13 protein-coding genes and 1 pseudogene are annotated in these 14,515 nt (G+C 46.0%); 6 read left to right on the top strand and 8 right to left on the bottom strand.

All coding sequences use genetic code 11. The features are described from left to right. Nucleotides 1-226 precede the first annotated feature (226 nt). The gene (locus tag KI350_RS07910; RefSeq protein ID WP_065644450.1) at nucleotides 227-1,057 is read right to left on the bottom strand and encodes a PRD domain-containing protein; all 831 of its coding nucleotides are present in this window, start codon (nucleotides 1,055-1,057) and stop codon (nucleotides 227-229) included. A 42-nt stretch (nucleotides 1,058-1,099) separates the two neighbouring features. Next, nucleotides 1,100-1,390: a hypothetical protein gene (locus KI350_RS07905; protein ID WP_065644449.1), complete on the bottom strand. Its 291-nt coding sequence runs from the start codon at nucleotides 1,388-1,390 to the stop codon at nucleotides 1,100-1,102. A 482-nt stretch (nucleotides 1,391-1,872) separates the two neighbouring features. Here KI350_RS07905 and KI350_RS07900 point away from each other — a divergent pair, with 482 nt between their 5' ends. Together KI350_RS07900 and KI350_RS07895 are read left to right on the top strand one after the other, a co-directional pair. Further along, entirely contained in the window at nucleotides 1,873-4,293 is a 2,421-nt protein-coding gene (locus KI350_RS07900) for a S8 family peptidase (protein WP_023857018.1), read from the top strand. Nucleotides 4,294-4,416: 123 nt separating this feature from the next. Beyond that, a complete protein-coding gene (locus KI350_RS07895) occupies nucleotides 4,417-4,665 on the top strand; it encodes a hypothetical protein (RefSeq protein ID WP_059230859.1) in 249 nt (82 codons plus the stop codon). Here KI350_RS07895 and KI350_RS07890 read toward each other — a convergent pair. Beyond that, nucleotides 4,662-5,669: pseudogene (locus KI350_RS07890) on the bottom strand (LLM class flavin-dependent oxidoreductase). The gene KI350_RS07895 and the pseudogene KI350_RS07890 overlap by 4 nt on opposite strands. An 87-nt stretch (nucleotides 5,670-5,756) precedes the next feature. Here KI350_RS07890 and KI350_RS07885 point away from each other — a divergent pair. Further along, nucleotides 5,757-5,894, top strand: coding sequence for a hypothetical protein (locus KI350_RS07885; RefSeq protein WP_171866315.1), 138 nt, complete (start codon nucleotides 5,757-5,759; stop codon nucleotides 5,892-5,894). A 28-nt stretch (nucleotides 5,895-5,922) separates the two neighbouring features. Here the strand turns inward: KI350_RS07885 and nfsA are convergent, their stop codons facing one another. Then, entirely contained in the window at nucleotides 5,923-6,672 is a 750-nt protein-coding gene (nfsA, locus tag KI350_RS07880) for an oxygen-insensitive NADPH nitroreductase (protein WP_059230860.1), read from the bottom strand. 144 nt (nucleotides 6,673-6,816) lie between these two features. Between nfsA and KI350_RS07875 the strand changes: the two genes are divergently transcribed. Continuing rightward, nucleotides 6,817-7,992: an amidohydrolase gene (locus KI350_RS07875; RefSeq protein WP_059230938.1), complete on the top strand. Its 1,176-nt coding sequence runs from the start codon at nucleotides 6,817-6,819 to the stop codon at nucleotides 7,990-7,992. Between the two features lie 25 nt (nucleotides 7,993-8,017). On the opposite strand, the gene KI350_RS07870 is transcribed toward KI350_RS07875, so the two are convergent. Then, complete coding sequence (locus KI350_RS07870; protein ID WP_023857012.1) at nucleotides 8,018-9,187, bottom strand: FtsW/RodA/SpoVE family cell cycle protein; 1,170 nt, start codon at nucleotides 9,185-9,187, stop codon at nucleotides 8,018-8,020. Nucleotides 9,188-9,298: 111 nt separating this feature from the next. Next, nucleotides 9,299-10,483 (bottom strand): FtsW/RodA/SpoVE family cell cycle protein, encoded by a 1,185-nt coding sequence (locus KI350_RS07865; protein ID WP_023857011.1) that lies wholly within the window; start codon nucleotides 10,481-10,483, stop codon nucleotides 9,299-9,301. 278 nt (nucleotides 10,484-10,761) lie between these two features. Between KI350_RS07865 and KI350_RS07860 the strand changes: the two genes are divergently transcribed. Together KI350_RS07860 and ywcE are read left to right on the top strand one after the other, a co-directional pair. After that, nucleotides 10,762-12,117 carry a YjiH family protein gene (locus tag KI350_RS07860; RefSeq protein WP_026580270.1) on the top strand — a complete coding sequence of 452 codons (1,356 nt, stop codon included), beginning with the start codon at nucleotides 10,762-10,764 and terminating at the stop codon, nucleotides 12,115-12,117. A 406-nt stretch (nucleotides 12,118-12,523) separates the two neighbouring features. Then, complete coding sequence (ywcE, locus tag KI350_RS07850) at nucleotides 12,524-12,784, top strand: spore morphogenesis/germination protein YwcE (RefSeq protein ID WP_020453353.1); 261 nt, start codon at nucleotides 12,524-12,526, stop codon at nucleotides 12,782-12,784. 49 nt (nucleotides 12,785-12,833) lie between these two features. Here ywcE and KI350_RS07845 read toward each other — a convergent pair whose 3' ends face one another. Continuing rightward, nucleotides 12,834-14,033 (bottom strand): clostripain-related cysteine peptidase, encoded by a 1,200-nt coding sequence (locus tag KI350_RS07845; protein WP_059230861.1) that lies wholly within the window; start codon nucleotides 14,031-14,033, stop codon nucleotides 12,834-12,836. A gap of 17 nt (nucleotides 14,034-14,050) precedes the next feature. Beyond that, nucleotides 14,051-14,506, bottom strand: a complete 456-nt coding sequence (locus KI350_RS07840; RefSeq protein WP_059230863.1) for a GNAT family N-acetyltransferase — start codon at nucleotides 14,504-14,506, stop codon at nucleotides 14,051-14,053. Nucleotides 14,507-14,515 lie beyond the last annotated feature (9 nt).

The following is a 14,515-nucleotide window of genomic DNA, read 5'->3' as shown; positions in this document are numbered from 1 at the left end:
TTTAAAAAAAGCAGAAAAGACCTAAAATTCACCAACGAATGGCGGATAGATTCTCCCCATTCATCTAGCAAATTTTAGGTCTTGCCTGCTTTACCAGTCACAATCCCCGGTATTTATTTTTTAATACGCTTTCATTTTATTATGTGATAACGCTTTCGTCAACTACTTTTTTATTTTCTGTGAAAATCGACCTAAAAAAAGCCTGATCGCGCGTTATCAGGCGGTATTACCTATAGGAATCATTTAAACGCTGGACATGCAGCGTAATATATCCGACTTCCGATTCCGGAAGATGAAGATCATATTCAGTTTTTACGTAATCCGCCAGCCCTGCCGCACACCGGTAGCTTTCAGGATACTTTTGCCGGATGAAATAAAGCATGTCATCGTCCATGACATGAAACGCTTCATTTGATTCCAGCCTGTTGATGGCATACCTGAGATGCGTGACAAGACGCTGATATGAGATGCTGTATTCGTCAATCTTCTGATTAAAACAGCATTCGATTTTTTCTATCAATTCTTTGATGATGTTCGTGTATTTAAGTGTCTTCTGCATGTTTTCCGCATCCATTTTTGCGGTATGAATATGCAGCGCAATATAACCCGCTTCATCATCAGGCAATTCGACTTTCAATTTTTCTTTGACCAAATCGATTGCCCAGAGTCCGATCTCATATTCCTTTTTATAAAGCGCTTTGATTTCATTTAATAATTTATTTTGAATGACGAATCCTTTGCGGACTCGCTCGATCGCAAATGACAAATGATCCACAAGGGCGATGTGGATATGATCGCTCAACGGTGCGGACAGCCGCCCTTCCGCATAGCTGATGATCTCTTCGGCAGCTTCAATATGTTCTTCCGGAAGTGTTTCGAGGATTTGTTTAAACTTTTCATTTTCTTCATGAATGGTAAAAATTTTTTCTACCTTGTTTCTTGGAATGGTATCGTTTTTGCCTTTTTGAAAAGCGATACCAGGTCCCATGACAATTTTTTCTTGACCATCCTCCTTTATGATTGCTGCATTGTTGTTCAATACTTTATAGATTTTCAAAGCTGTCACCCACTTCCCGTTATGAGTGGGATTTTACCTTGTTTAAGTTCCCGTGTAAAGAGTTGGTCCGGCTCTTACCCTCTTCACCGCTTTTTGGCAAACAGCCCTGTTGGGTTCTGTCGTAAAACTGCCGGGCATCACTCTCTTACGGCCCGACATCCGCTCTGTTGATTCTTCTCTTTTTTCCGAAAAGCCGCCTGCCTGATAAGCATCGGCAGCCTGATATGTACCGCCAGCGAACGCCATCACCTTCATCTGAGTCTCTCTGACAGGCACCACCGCATTCAGCAGCACGGCCATCCATAATTTTAAAAATGATATCAAACCTTTCATACCGATCCCCTCCAGTTTCTTTGTGATAAAACTAGCAACTCTATTAAACTTTCTTGCTCTATCTTATCCCAGCAAAATGAAAATGTTTGTCACAATGTGTGTGCAAAATGATTCTAGTTTTTAGAAGTTTTGTTGAAAACTGATGGAAACGCATGATTCAACGGAAACAAACTATGAATGCAACTTACTCACAGCTTATCCTAAGGATAAACACATATTACCCACAGGGTATATCCACATATCCACATATTTATTCAACATTTAGTATAAGAACATATATTCCCCACAATATCTATACACAAGTTTATTCACTTATACACAGTAAATTGTGCATAAATCTAAAGACATCCACTCCAATACATTGAATCTTTGAAAATTATTTCTATATATAGAAGGATTTTTTTGAAACTGAGAGAATATTTTAAAAGTTCGAAACTCTAAGGATTACAAAGAAACCATTTATCCGTAAGGGGGAAAACAGATTGAGAAAAAGTATCATGCGCTATTTCGTTATGGCTTTTATTCTATTATTTTCGTTATCCACATTCCTCACCGGAGTGCAGGCAACATCCGTTCCCGATCAAAAGTCGCCTGAACTTGAGAAAGCTGAAATCTACGGTGATATTGATGTGACGTCTGATAAACAGACAACAGTTATTGTGGAGCTGAAAGAAAAGTCGCTTGCCGAAGCAAAAGCGGATGGGGAAAAGCAAACGAAAGCTTCTTTAAAAACCGCTCGCAGCAAAGCGAAAAACAGTGCGCTGAAAACACTCAAAAAAGCGAAAATAAACCGCGAATACGACCGTGTATTTTCGGGTTTTTCAATGAAACTGCCGGCCAGTGAAATTCCGAAGCTGCTCGCCGTCAAGGAAGTAAAAGCGGTTTATCCGAACGCAGCTTACAAACCTGACAGCATAAAAGGAAAAGACGTGACACTTGCAGCGGATGCCATTTATCCACAGATGGATAAAAGTGCACCGTACATCGGAGCAGATCAGGCATGGAAATCAGGCTATACCGGTAAAGGCATTAAGGTAGCTGTCATTGACACGGGTGTGGATTACACACATCCTGACTTAAAGAAAAATTTCGGCCCATATAAGGGGTATGACTTTGTGGATAATGACTATGATCCACAAGAAACACCGGCAGGCGACCCGCGCGGAGAAGCGACTGATCACGGCACCCATGTTGCGGGGACCATCGCCGCGAACGGTCAGATTAAAGGGGTGGCGCCTGAAGCAACGCTTCTTGCTTACCGTGTGCTCGGCCCCGGCGGCTCAGGAACAACCGAGAACGTGATTGCAGGCATTGAAAAAGCCGTCGCGGACGGAGCAAAAGTGATGAACCTCTCATTGGGCAATTCACTGAACAGCCCTGATTATGCAACAAGCATCGCACTGGACTGGGCGATGGCCGAAGGAGTTGTCGCCGTTACGTCAAACGGAAACAGCGGACCGGAAAACTGGACGGTCGGCTCGCCGGGAACTTCAAGGGATGCGATTTCCGTCGGCGCCTCGCAGCTTCCATATAATGAATATTCTGTGAGGCTTCCTTCGTATTCGTCAGCAAAAGTGATGGGATACCAGGAGGAAAAAGATCTTGAAGCTTTGAACGGTCAAGACGTGGAACTTGTTGAAGCTGGCATCGGACAAGCTGACGATTTCAAAGGCAAAGATGTGAAAGGAAAAGTAGCGGTTATCCAGAGAGGCGTCATTCCATTTGTGGATAAGGCCGAAAACGCCAAAAACGCCGGCGCTGTCGGAGCCGTGATTTACAATAATGTAACAGGGGAAATCGAGGCCAACGTTATGGGGATGGCCGTACCGACTGTCAAATTGTCGAAAGAAGAGGGCGAAAAGCTTGTTCAGCAGATCAAAGAAGGGGAACGCTCTGCTGTCTTTTCTTTCAAATTGGACAAAAAGCTCGGGGAAACGATTGCCTCCTTCTCGTCGCGCGGACCTGTCATGGATACATGGATGATTAAACCTGACGTTTCAGCGCCAGGCGTCAATATCGTCAGCACCATTCCGACCCACGATCCGAAAAACCCTCACGGTTACGGTTCAAAGCAGGGTACAAGCATGGCTTCCCCGCATGTCGCGGGAACGGCAGCCCTATTAAAGCAGGCCAAACCGGATTGGACGCCAGAGCAAATCAAAGGCGTGCTGATGAATACGGCGGAAAAATTGACGGATGAAAACGGAAAGCCTCTCCCTCACAATACGCAAGGAGCGGGCAGCATCCGCATCATCGAGGCTCTTCATGCTTCATCAATTGTAACGCCGGGCAGCCACTCATACGGAACGTTCCTGAAAGACAAAGGAAAACAAACGAAAAAACAAGCGTTCACAATTGAAAACCTTTCTTCATTCAGAAAAGCCTATCAGCTCGAATACTCCTTTAAAGGAGCGGGCATCACGGTATCAGGAACGGAACGAGTCGTGGTACCGGCCCATCAAACAGGTAAAGCAACGGCAAAAGTAACCGTCAATTCCGCCAAAACGAAAGCAGGCACATATGAAGGCACGGTTTACGTCCGTGAAGGAGGCAGAAAAGTCGCCGAAATTCCGCTCCTGTTGATCGTCAAAGAGCCTGACTACCCGCGCGTTACATCCGTAACGGTTGAACCGGGGGCAAAGCAGGGTGCTTACACGATCGAAGCCTACCTGCCGGGCGGGGCTGAAGAGCTCGCATTTCTCGTCTATGATGAAAATCTGAACCTTCTCGGGCAGGCCGGCGTTTATAAAAACCAAGGCAAAGGCTATCAATCTTATCAATGGAACGGCAAAATCAATGACGCCGCAACCCTTAAGTCCGGAAAATACTATATGCTAGCCTATGCGTCCGCCAAAGGAAAATCAAGCTACATTCTGACGGAAGACCCTTTTATCGTCGAATAATGACAAGCCTTGTTGAGAACCACTCAACAAGGCTTTTATATGTTAAAATACGGATAATGCGTTCAGGAGAAGCTCTCCCTTCTCTTCAAAACGTGAAAAAAGCAATCGGAGGACATCGTATATATGCTTTCTTTTATCGTATTATTCGGCTTATCCTTCCTTATTGTCTGCTTTATATTTTTCACGATTTTGTACTTCGCCGTCAACCTGCAGAAGCGCGAGCCCCAGCCTTTTCAAAAAGCAACGGAGCAAACCGTCGATACCGTCATCCTCGTTCCGCTCAGCTGGCTGTTTACCGCTTTATACATATGCATTCTGTTTATTCTTTTCCCGATCCGCCATTTTCTCGATTTTTTTCAGCAAAAACGTTAAATTGACTGATGAAACGCTTCGGCCAGCAGCCGGTAAGATTCCAGCCTGTCTTGAAAATCGTGGGTGATCGTCACCGCCATGATTTCATCCGTTCCGTAAGCGCCGGCCAGTTCAAGCAGCTGTTCCTTCACCTACCGCGGCGTCCCGATGACCATCCGTTTTCGATTGTCTTCCACTCTCTTTCTTTCATAAGGAGAATATTGATATGACAGCGCCGTTTCCAATGATGGAAAGCCTTCGGTCACTATCCCCTGTTCATTGGCTAATAAAGAGAAATCCAAGCTTTTTGCAAGGTTCTCCGCTTTCTCTTCTGTCTCAGCGCAAATCACAAATACAGCAACGATCACGTTTGGCTGTTCACCCAATACAGAAGGTTCGAACCTCTCTTTGTAAAGTCTGGCCGCCTCTTCTCCGCCTTCGCCGTTAATAAATTGGGCAAATGTATACGATGCCCCTGTTTGGGCGGCAAGCCTTGCGCTTTCCCCTGAGGAGCCGAGCAGCCAGACAGCGGGCGCTGCGGCCACGTTCGGCGATGCGGTCAAGTTGGGAAAACGGTGGTGTTCATCGGCTTGATCGTGTAAATATGTGACAAGATCCTGAATTTGTTCGGGATATTGGTCAGTCATCCGTCTTCCTCCATTTTGAAGAGCCATGGAAGCGATCGGCATCCCTCCCGGAGCACGTCCGACACCGAGATCAATCCTTCCGGGCGCAAGTCCTTCCAAGACGCGGAAGTTTTCTGCCACCTTGTAGGCGCTGTAATGGGGAAGCATGACGCCGCCGGATCCTATACGGATCTTCTCTGTTTTAGCCGCAAGATAACCGATCAGAACCTCCGGACTTGATCCTGCCAAGTTTCTTGAAAAATGGTGCTCGGAAACCCAAAATCTCTTGTATCCGAGGCGCTCCGCCGCTTGCGCGAGCTCCACCGTATGCTGTAAAGCCTGTTCAGGTGTGCTTCCTTCAGAAACGGGAGTCTGATCAAGTATGCTTAATGACAACATCTTTTTCACCCCAAGTCTTCGTTTACTTTTCCTGCGCAAAAAGAAATAATAGTATCATGGATAAACCTAAAGGAGCTCCTAATACTGATGAATGAGACGAAGCAAAAAACGCACCCGCCAGCCGTAGAAGAACACTTTGCAAAAGGCTGTTTATTCGGAATCCTTTTCAGTCTTCCCTTTTGGCTGATGTTTTATCTTTTCCTTCAATACATGCTGACAAGATAAGTCCCCTCCGAGTCGGAGGGGACGTTCCTTACCTTTTGTTCAAACCTTTTCCTTTAACGAATTCATTCATATACGCACGCGGCGGCTTTCTGAGGCTGCCGGTGATCTGGTCTGTCCATTTGTCAGACCGTTTGCCGTCTGTCCGCTTTTGATAATAGTTTGAAATCGTTTCGTCATATGCGGACATATGTTTTTTAAACTCGGCATCGTCCGCTTGATAGGCATTTTGATGATAAATGTGATCAAGCGGCAGACGCGGCTTTTTATCCGACAGGTTGGCCGGATGGCCGACGACAAGCCCGAACAGCGGCAGAACGTATTCAGGTGTTTCCAGAAGCCCGGAGACTTCGTTCAAGTTATTGCGAATCCCGCCGATATAGCAGATGCCGAGGCCCATTGATTCGGCCGCTATTGACATATTTTGAGCGGCAAGAGCTGCATCGATGACGCTGACCATAAAGGTCTCCGTCCCTTCAAGAGAAGCTGTGATATCTACACCCTTTTCCCGGGCCATTTTGTCATGCCGGTAAAGGTCTGCGCAAAATACAAACAGATGGCCGTTTTTTTCAACATATGGCTGATTTCCGGCCAATTCCGCAAGCTTGCGCTTCTTGTCCGGGTCGGTGACACCGATGATTGAATAAGCTTGAATATAGCTGGACGTCGATGCGCTTTGAGCGCTCTCCACAAGCAGGCGAACCTCTTCTTCGGTCAGGAGCTGATCTGTAAAAGACCTGATCGAACGGTGATTTAAAATTGTTTCAATCGTTTTATTCATCCTTTTACCTCCTCAACCTTTATCATATCCAATATCTGCTTTTCCCTAAAGCAAAACGGTTTGGCGGACTGCAGATGGATTCAATTTCATATGGTAAAATGATAGAATCGTCTTACAATTTTTGAAGCGGAAAGGGAGATGACGGTGAAGTCTGTAATTGAAGAATTAGATGCATTATATCCGGAAATGATCGAACTCAGGAGACATTTTCACCAATATCCGGAGCTTTCCCACCGCGAGGTCAATACACCGCGCACCATTGCAAATTACTTGGAAAACCTCGAGATTGACGTGAGAACAAATGTCGGCGGACAAGGGGTCGTCGGTCATATTAAAGGCGGCCGCCCCGGCAAGACGGTCGCCTTGAGAGCCGATTTCGACGCTCTGCCATTACAGGATCAAAAAAATGTTCCGTACCGGTCGACTGTCCCCGGCGTCATGCACGCTTGCGGACACGATGCTCACACGTCGGCTCTCCTCACAGCCGCAAAAGCCCTGGCAAAGCATCAAAAAGACTTGAAAGGAAATGTCGTGCTGATCCATCAATTCGGTGAAGAGGTCACACCAGGCGGCGCCAAGCCGATGATTGAAGCCGGCTGTCTCGAAGGCGTGGATGCCATTTTCGGCACCCACATCTGGGCTCCGATGCCCGTCGGTCAAGTCGGTGTTACATCAGGCCCGATGATGGCAGCCGCTGATAAATTTAAAGTCACGATATCCGGGCGGGGCGGACACGGAGGCGCGCCTCACTTAACGACAGATGCTTTAATAACAGGAGCCTCAGTCGTCAACCATCTCCAGCAAATCGTCAGCCGCAGAATCGATCCGACGGAAGCAGCCGTCTTGTCGATCGGAACGTTTCATTCAGGCCAGGCGTTTAACGTCATCGCCGAAGAAGCGGTCATTGAAGGAACGGTCCGCACCTTTTCAAAGCATGTCCAAGAGACGATCATCGCCGAGATGGAACGCGTCATCAAGGGCGTCTGCGACAGCAACGGCGCTTCATTTTCACTCGATTATGAAAAAGGCTACCCGCCTGTCGTCAACCATGAAAAAGAAACGGACATCGTCCGCCAATGTGCCAAACGAATCGTCGGCCTTGAAGCTGTCATCGAACTCGAACCGAATATGATCGGCGAAGATTTCTCTTATTATCTAGAACATGTCCCTGGATCATTCTTTTTTACCGGCGCGGGCAATCCGAAGACTGGAGCCGTTTACCCGCACCATCACCCGCTGTTTGATATCGATGAAAAAGGCATGCTGAACGCGGCGAAAATTCTTGTGTCGGCAGCTCTCGCATTTTTAAACCAAGATTAAAGACAGCCTGATTCGGCTGTCTTTTTTACTTAAACATATACCCTTTATATTTTGTCAGCTGGCAGCTGGCATTATAAACGATCGCATAGCCGATCAAAGCAGACAACACAGAGCTCCCTCCGTAGCTGATGAACAGAAGGGGAACGCCCGTAACCGGCATCAGTCCGACGTTCATTCCGATATTTTGGAATGTATGGATGACGATCAGCGCCGTATACCCAACACAGAAAAATGATGCAAACTTATTATAAGGATGTATCTTATCGATCAGCACGACAAGCCGGTAAATGAAAAGGAAAAACAGGATGACGACAAAAGTACAGCCAATAAAACCGAAACTTTCCCCGATGACGGCAAAGATGAAATCGGTTTGGCCTTCAGGAACGTAGACTTTCAAATTGTTCATACCCGTTCCGAAGATTTCTCCAGAGCCGATCGCCGTAACGGCCTTTTCGGTCTGATACGTATCGTTCGCGTCCTGCTGGCTCGAATCGACCCATGTCATCACCCGGTTGATCTGATATTGCTGGATGTGCAGCGTATCCTTCGAAAACTCCGGAAAATTGATCACCAAAAACAGAACGAGCAGTACGAGGGTGATTCCTGACCCCGCCACAATCGAAATCAGCTTCCAGTTCACACCTGATAAAAACACCATAACGGCGACAAAGAACATGCAGATACCGGCCGTACCGGCGTCCTGCATTAAAATCAAACCGACCGGAACCGCAGATACCCCTGCGATTTTCAGCAAAAGGTGAACATCCTCCTGCATCGAGCGCGAGCCTTTCGGACTTGCTTTGGAAATCACCGAAGCCAGCATCATAATCAGGCCGATTTTCATAAATTCCGACGGCTGCAGCGTGACCGAACCAAATTGAAACCAGCTTTTCGCTCCTTTGATAATCGGTGCGATCGACGTTGGACTGAACTTTAACACGATCAATGACAAGATGCCGAATAGATATATGTATATGCTGAATTTTTCAAGCTGCTCCAGATCAAAATAGAGAAAGCCGACGATCACCGAAATGCCGAGCAGATAAAAGAACAATTGCTTTGCCGGATAGCCCTTCAGTGAAAAAGACGGCTCTGCAGCGTAAACAGCGATCACACTGATTAAAAAGAACATAGCTAATATAAAAATCAAATCTCCCTGATAATAGGGACTTGTCGTATTTTTCTTCTGACCCATTGTACCCCGCCTTATTTCTTCATCAAAAGCACTAACTTTCATTATAACATGAACAACCGTTCACATTGCGAAAAAGGGTGAATAAAATAACAGCCTGCATGCATCAGGCTGTTATTTGAACATATAGCTTTGATACTTTGTTAACTGGCAGCTTGAATTGTAGACAACCGCGAAGCCGATCAAGGTTGCTACGACTGAGCTTCCTCCATAGCTGACCAAAAGCAGCGGGACGCCGGTCACGGGCATAATGCCGATATTCATTCCGATATTTTGAAAGGTATGAATGACAATTAAAGCGGTAAAGCCCGCACAGAAAAATGAGGCAAACCTGCTGAACGGATGTATTCGGTCTATGAGCACGACAAGCCGGTAAATTAGGAAGAAAAACATAATGACAACAAAAGTGCATCCGACAAACCCGAAGCTCTCGCCGATGACGGCAAAAATAAAGTCTGTTTGCGCCTCAGGTACATAGACTTGAAGATCGCTTACACCATTTCCAAATACTTTCCCCGAACCGATCGCCAGCTGCGCCCTTTCGACCTGCATTTTATCGTCGGCATTCTGTTCGCTCGGATTGACCCAGGTCATGACGCGGTTGATTTGGTATTGTTCAACCCCGAGTGCTCCCGCGACATCGGGAAATTTGATAATGACAAACAAAATCAAAACAATGACTGTAAGACCCGTTCCGAAGATGAGAGAAATCAATTTCCAGTTCACGCCCGACAGGAATACCATCACAAGAATGACAAACGCGACGATTCCGGCTGTACCCGTATCCTGTTCTAAAATCAAGCCGAACGGAACAATGATAATACCGGCGATTTTCAGCAGAAAGATGCAGTCTTCTTTCAACGTACGCTTGCCGACAGGCCCGTTTTTCGACATGAAGGAAGCCAAATACATGATCAGCCCGATTTTCATGAATTCCGACGGCTGCAGCGTAAACCCGGGAAGCATAAACCAGCTTTTGGCACCGTTGATAACCGGCGCAAACCTGTATGATCCGATATATGCCGGACTGAACTTTAACACGATCAGCATCAAAATCCCGAGCAGATAAAAATAAAAGCTGAGCTTTTCAAGCTGCTCCAAATCAAAATAAAGAAACACGATGATGATAAAGGCCCCCAGCAAATAGTAAAGGGACTGTTTCATCGCAAAGGGTTCATTATATTGATTAAACTGCTGAGCGGCGTACACAGCCACAACGCTTATGATAAAAAAGACAATATAGACAAAAATCAAATCCCCCTGATAAAAGGGATTTGTAATATTCTTTTTCTGACTCATTCGAAATCCCGCCCTTATAATATGACACGATGAAATAATCCAGGAAGACGGCATCCGCTTCCTCACAAATGATATGACGTACAAAAGAATAAAATGTTTCGATTTTATTGCGAACAAATTCCTATTCTATTTTAAAGGATTTTTCCAACTATTGTCGAATGTGATAAATTCATTGATTTTTGATTGATTTGTATTAAAATGAGTAATGTTGCATAAAATTAAACTTTTGCCTCCGGCAGAAGCGATACAGAATCACCAATTCATAAGGAGTTTTTCATTTGGATAAAGCACTTCAAAAGCGTAAACGGCTTGATCTCATAAAATTTTTGGTCCCTTCGCTTATCGGAATTATTCTGTTTATGATTCCCGTTAAAATCGAAGGAAATTTAACGATTCCAATTGCTGTCTTTTCAAATGCATTGCAGAAGCTGCTTCAGCAGCAATTGCCGTTAATCATGACGGTCATCGTAACCGCAACATTTATCTTAACCTTTATCACCAAAACCTTTCATCCGGCTTTCATTAAAAAAAGCGAGTTTTTCTATAACTTGCTGAATGTATCTTTATTTTGGTATATCGTCCGCCTGTTCGGCATGATTTTCGCAGTGATGGCATACTTTAAGATCGGCCCTGAAGCGGTATATGCCGACAGTACGGGCGGAACATTATTATTCAGCTTGCTGCCCGTTCTTTTCTCCGTCTTTTTATTTGCAGGCCTGTTTCTGCCATTTCTGTTGAACTTCGGCTTGCTTGAGCTGTGCGGCGCTTTGATGAAAAAGCTGATGAGGCCTGTCTTTAAGCTGCCGGGACGGTCATCGATCGATTGTATGGCCTCATGGCTCGGCGACGGCACGATCGGCGTGCTCCTGACAAGCAAACAGTATGAAGAAGGGTTCTACACGAAGCGTGAGGCCGCCGTCATCGGCACGACTTTCTCAGTCGTCTCCATCACGTTTTGCCTCGTGATTATTTCACAGGTTAACCTTGCCCATATGTTCGTTCCGTTTTATTTGACGATATTGCTGGCGGGTGCCGTAGCCGCGGTGATCAGCCCGCGGATTCCGCCTTTATCAAGAAAGGCTGATACTTATATTACAGACCAAGCGGATCAGGATCAAGAGGAGATTCCCGAAGGATACACTCCATTCCAATGGGGACTCAGCCGGGCTGTCGCAAAAGCAAAACAAAATACAAGCGTCAAAGATTTCTTGCAGGACGGAGCCAAAAACGTGCTCGATATGTGGATGGGCGTCGCTCCCGTCGTCATGGCGCTCGGCACAGCCGCACTGATTGTCGCTGAATATACACCTGTTTTCAAATGGCTCGGGCTGCCGTTCATTCCCCTGCTCGAACTGCTCCAGGTTCCTGAAGCCGCCGAGGCCTCACAAACGCTTGTCGTCGGGTTCGCCGACATGTTCCTTCCGTCTGTGCTCGGAAGCGGGATTGAAAGTGAAATGACCAGGTTCATCATCGCCTGTTTATCGGTTACACAATTAATCTACATGTCGGAAGTCGGCGGTCTTTTGCTCGGTTCCAAAATTCCGGTGACATTCCTTGACCTCGTCTTGATTTTTCTCGTTCGGACGCTGATTACGCTGCCTGTCATCGTACTGTGCGCCCACTTTATTTTTTAGACAAATAAGAGGCTCTCGGCGCCAAATGCCGAGAGCCTTTTTTGTTTAGAAAAAGTCGTTGATCCAAGGGGGCTGCGGCCTTATCGTGCGGTCCAGCCTGTCACTTCCTCTTCGTTTCCGGAATCCTGCCGGTTTCGTATAGGGAACGCGCGGTCTTGGCTAACTTTTGCAGGATCAATTTCCTCCACGCATTTTCTCTCCTTCATCCTTTATGTCCTATTGAATCGCCGCGAAAATTGAGCCGATAGTTGGAGCGGAAAATGCTTTCCAGTAGGTATCATTTTTCGAAGAACGTGGTATAATAAATGTAACAGAATGTTCACAAAATATTCTCCAATTAGACACAATTGTCGTTTCATTCCGCTTTTTTGGCAGCGCTATCATTATTGAAAGGGGCTGAAAACGCATGGATATGTTTTTCGCTTACTTGCTGATCGCAAGCGCCACTCCTTTATTTTTATGGCTGGACAACAAAAAGGTCGCAATTTCTTCTATTCCGCCAATCATTTTAATGTGGGTCTTCTTCTTTTTCTACATGACCAGCAGCCTTTCTCCTACAGGACACTCTCTCATGATCGTACTCTTTATTCTCAACGTTGTCATCGCCCATGTCGCCGCTTTCATCATTTACGGACTTCCATTGATTCGAAAGCACATGAGCCGATAAAAAAGTGCCGGTTGTTCCGCCGGCGCTTTTTTTGCTGTAAGAGACACCATTATAGATCAAAGTTAAATGCTGAATGGGAGTAATCTTTGATGAATGTTTGATACCGGCCGCTGAAATCAAGCAGGTTGTATATTTTTGATTTTTCCGCAAACCGCTTTTGGTTGTCTCTGGCCGGATAATAAACGGACATGCCGCTTCCTCTCGGGTGCTCAGGAGACTTGATGTTCATGATGACAGCCTTTTTGACGGATTTTACGACCTCTTTCGCTTCTTTCTCAGCTCCGATCTGCTGGCCGATCAAGCTTGACAGATCGGCCAAATCAACCATATCCGATTCATCTGCATAATCTTCGGCAGCGAGACGTGCGTAGTGAAGCAGGCGCTTTCCATCCGGCTCTTTCAATGCCCGGTTCATGCTTAAGCTCAACCTGTCGAGGGCATCGACAGCGTCTTTGACGCGGTTTAATTGAATTAAAGACTGCTGCAGGTCTTCTGTTTCACCGTTTTCTTTTGACTGCTGTATGTAGCCTGCCGCGATTTCCCTGCCAAGCTCTTTCGGATCGATTGAAGGGTCGTCTTGAACAGACTGCAGCGCATATTTGTAATCCCAGCCGTTTTGATTCGTATAGTCGACTGAAGCCAGCATGTACTTTCCATAATCCCTCAAGGCATATGCCGTTTCAATCCCGGCCATTTTACAGTTGTCAAAACCGATTAAATCAAACTTTTGCTTCGTATGTTCATAGGCCTTTTTGATTCCCGACTGGAGCTCGCTTATTTTCATTTTTTTATTGCCGAAGTTTTCGTCTCCCCCGTAGCCGTCAACGGAGCCAAGCCCATGCCCCCAGAAGATCAATACATATTTTTTAGCCGGGTATGTTTTGACTCCCCATGTGATAAAATCTGTGACGGAGCCGGGACTGTCCATATTTGTCTTCCCGATATTTTCGAGGGGCGCCAGCTTCTGATGTTCAACTTTCCACCTCTGATTCACCTTGTGACTGATCGACGGGTTCGCCCATTTTTTTGCTCCTCCTGTCTGAAGAACGACATTGACGTTTGAAGATGAACCCGCATCCATCATTTCCTGAATGTCATCGCTTGCCATATGAAAATCGCTTTCCATGTCAGAACCAATCATATATACAAGAATAGTGTAGTCGTCTTTTTCTTTTAATAGAGCGGCTGATGCCGGCTGAAAAAAGGCGACTGAAATAACGGAAACCACAATCCATTTGATCAAGTTCATCTTCTTATGCTCCTTATTTAAGATTCCGGGAAATAAATAAGAGAGTAGTAGCCGTCCTCGTCCGGCTGTTCATGTTCTAATGAATATCCAACGGATCGGAAGCACGCTAAGCACCTCTCGTTATCCTCTTCAATTCCGGCAAACCATTTGTTGATCCGGCTCATTTCCGGCAATGCCATCGTCCTTTTGATGAGCGCTTTTCCATATCCCTCTCCGCGCAACAACGGATCGACTAAAAGAGCAATGTTCCCGGTCAAGTCCTCCTCAACTTCAACCATGACAACGCCGACAGGCTTGCCGTCCTCTAAAGCCGCCCATACCCGGTAGTTTTCATTCCCGTCTGCAAAATTGAACCACTCGTCAAGCGGCATCATCCCTTCCAGCCGCCTTTTCACTTCTGCATCCTCAAACCAAGTCTGCAGCCATTCAATATTTTCTTTTCGAAACAGACGTAGTTCTTCTATATTGCTCATTGTTTTCTC

The sequence above is a fragment of the Bacillus sp. J41TS8 genome, from assembly GCF_018333035.1.
Taxonomy (GTDB): domain Bacteria; phylum Bacillota; class Bacilli; order Bacillales; family Bacillaceae; genus Bacillus; species Bacillus paralicheniformis.
The sequence above is the reverse complement of the archived record's forward strand: the minus strand, read 5'-3'. Positions and strand labels throughout refer to the sequence as shown.

Bases quoted from the DNA above. Each gene is read 5' to 3' on its own strand.
- KI350_RS07840 (WP_059230863.1), bottom strand. From the start codon at position 14,506: ATGAGCAATATAGAAGAACTACGTCTGTTTCGAAAAGAAAATATTGAA.
- KI350_RS07865 (WP_023857011.1), bottom strand. From the start codon at position 10,483: ATGAGTCAGAAAAAGAATATTACAAATCCCTTTTATCAGGGGGATTTG.
- KI350_RS07905 (WP_065644449.1), bottom strand. From the start codon at position 1,390: ATGAAAGGTTTGATATCATTTTTAAAATTATGGATGGCCGTGCTGCTG.
- KI350_RS07885 (WP_171866315.1), top strand. From the start codon at position 5,757: ATGAATGAGACGAAGCAAAAAACGCACCCGCCAGCCGTAGAAGAACAC.
- nfsA (WP_059230860.1), bottom strand. From the start codon at position 6,672: ATGAATAAAACGATTGAAACAATTTTAAATCACCGTTCGATCAGGTCT.
- KI350_RS07895 (WP_059230859.1), top strand. From the start codon at position 4,417: ATGCTTTCTTTTATCGTATTATTCGGCTTATCCTTCCTTATTGTCTGC.
- KI350_RS07845 (WP_059230861.1), bottom strand. From the start codon at position 14,033: ATGAACTTGATCAAATGGATTGTGGTTTCCGTTATTTCAGTCGCCTTT.
- ywcE (WP_020453353.1), top strand. From the start codon at position 12,524: ATGGATATGTTTTTCGCTTACTTGCTGATCGCAAGCGCCACTCCTTTA.
- KI350_RS07870 (WP_023857012.1), bottom strand. From the start codon at position 9,187: ATGGGTCAGAAGAAAAATACGACAAGTCCCTATTATCAGGGAGATTTG.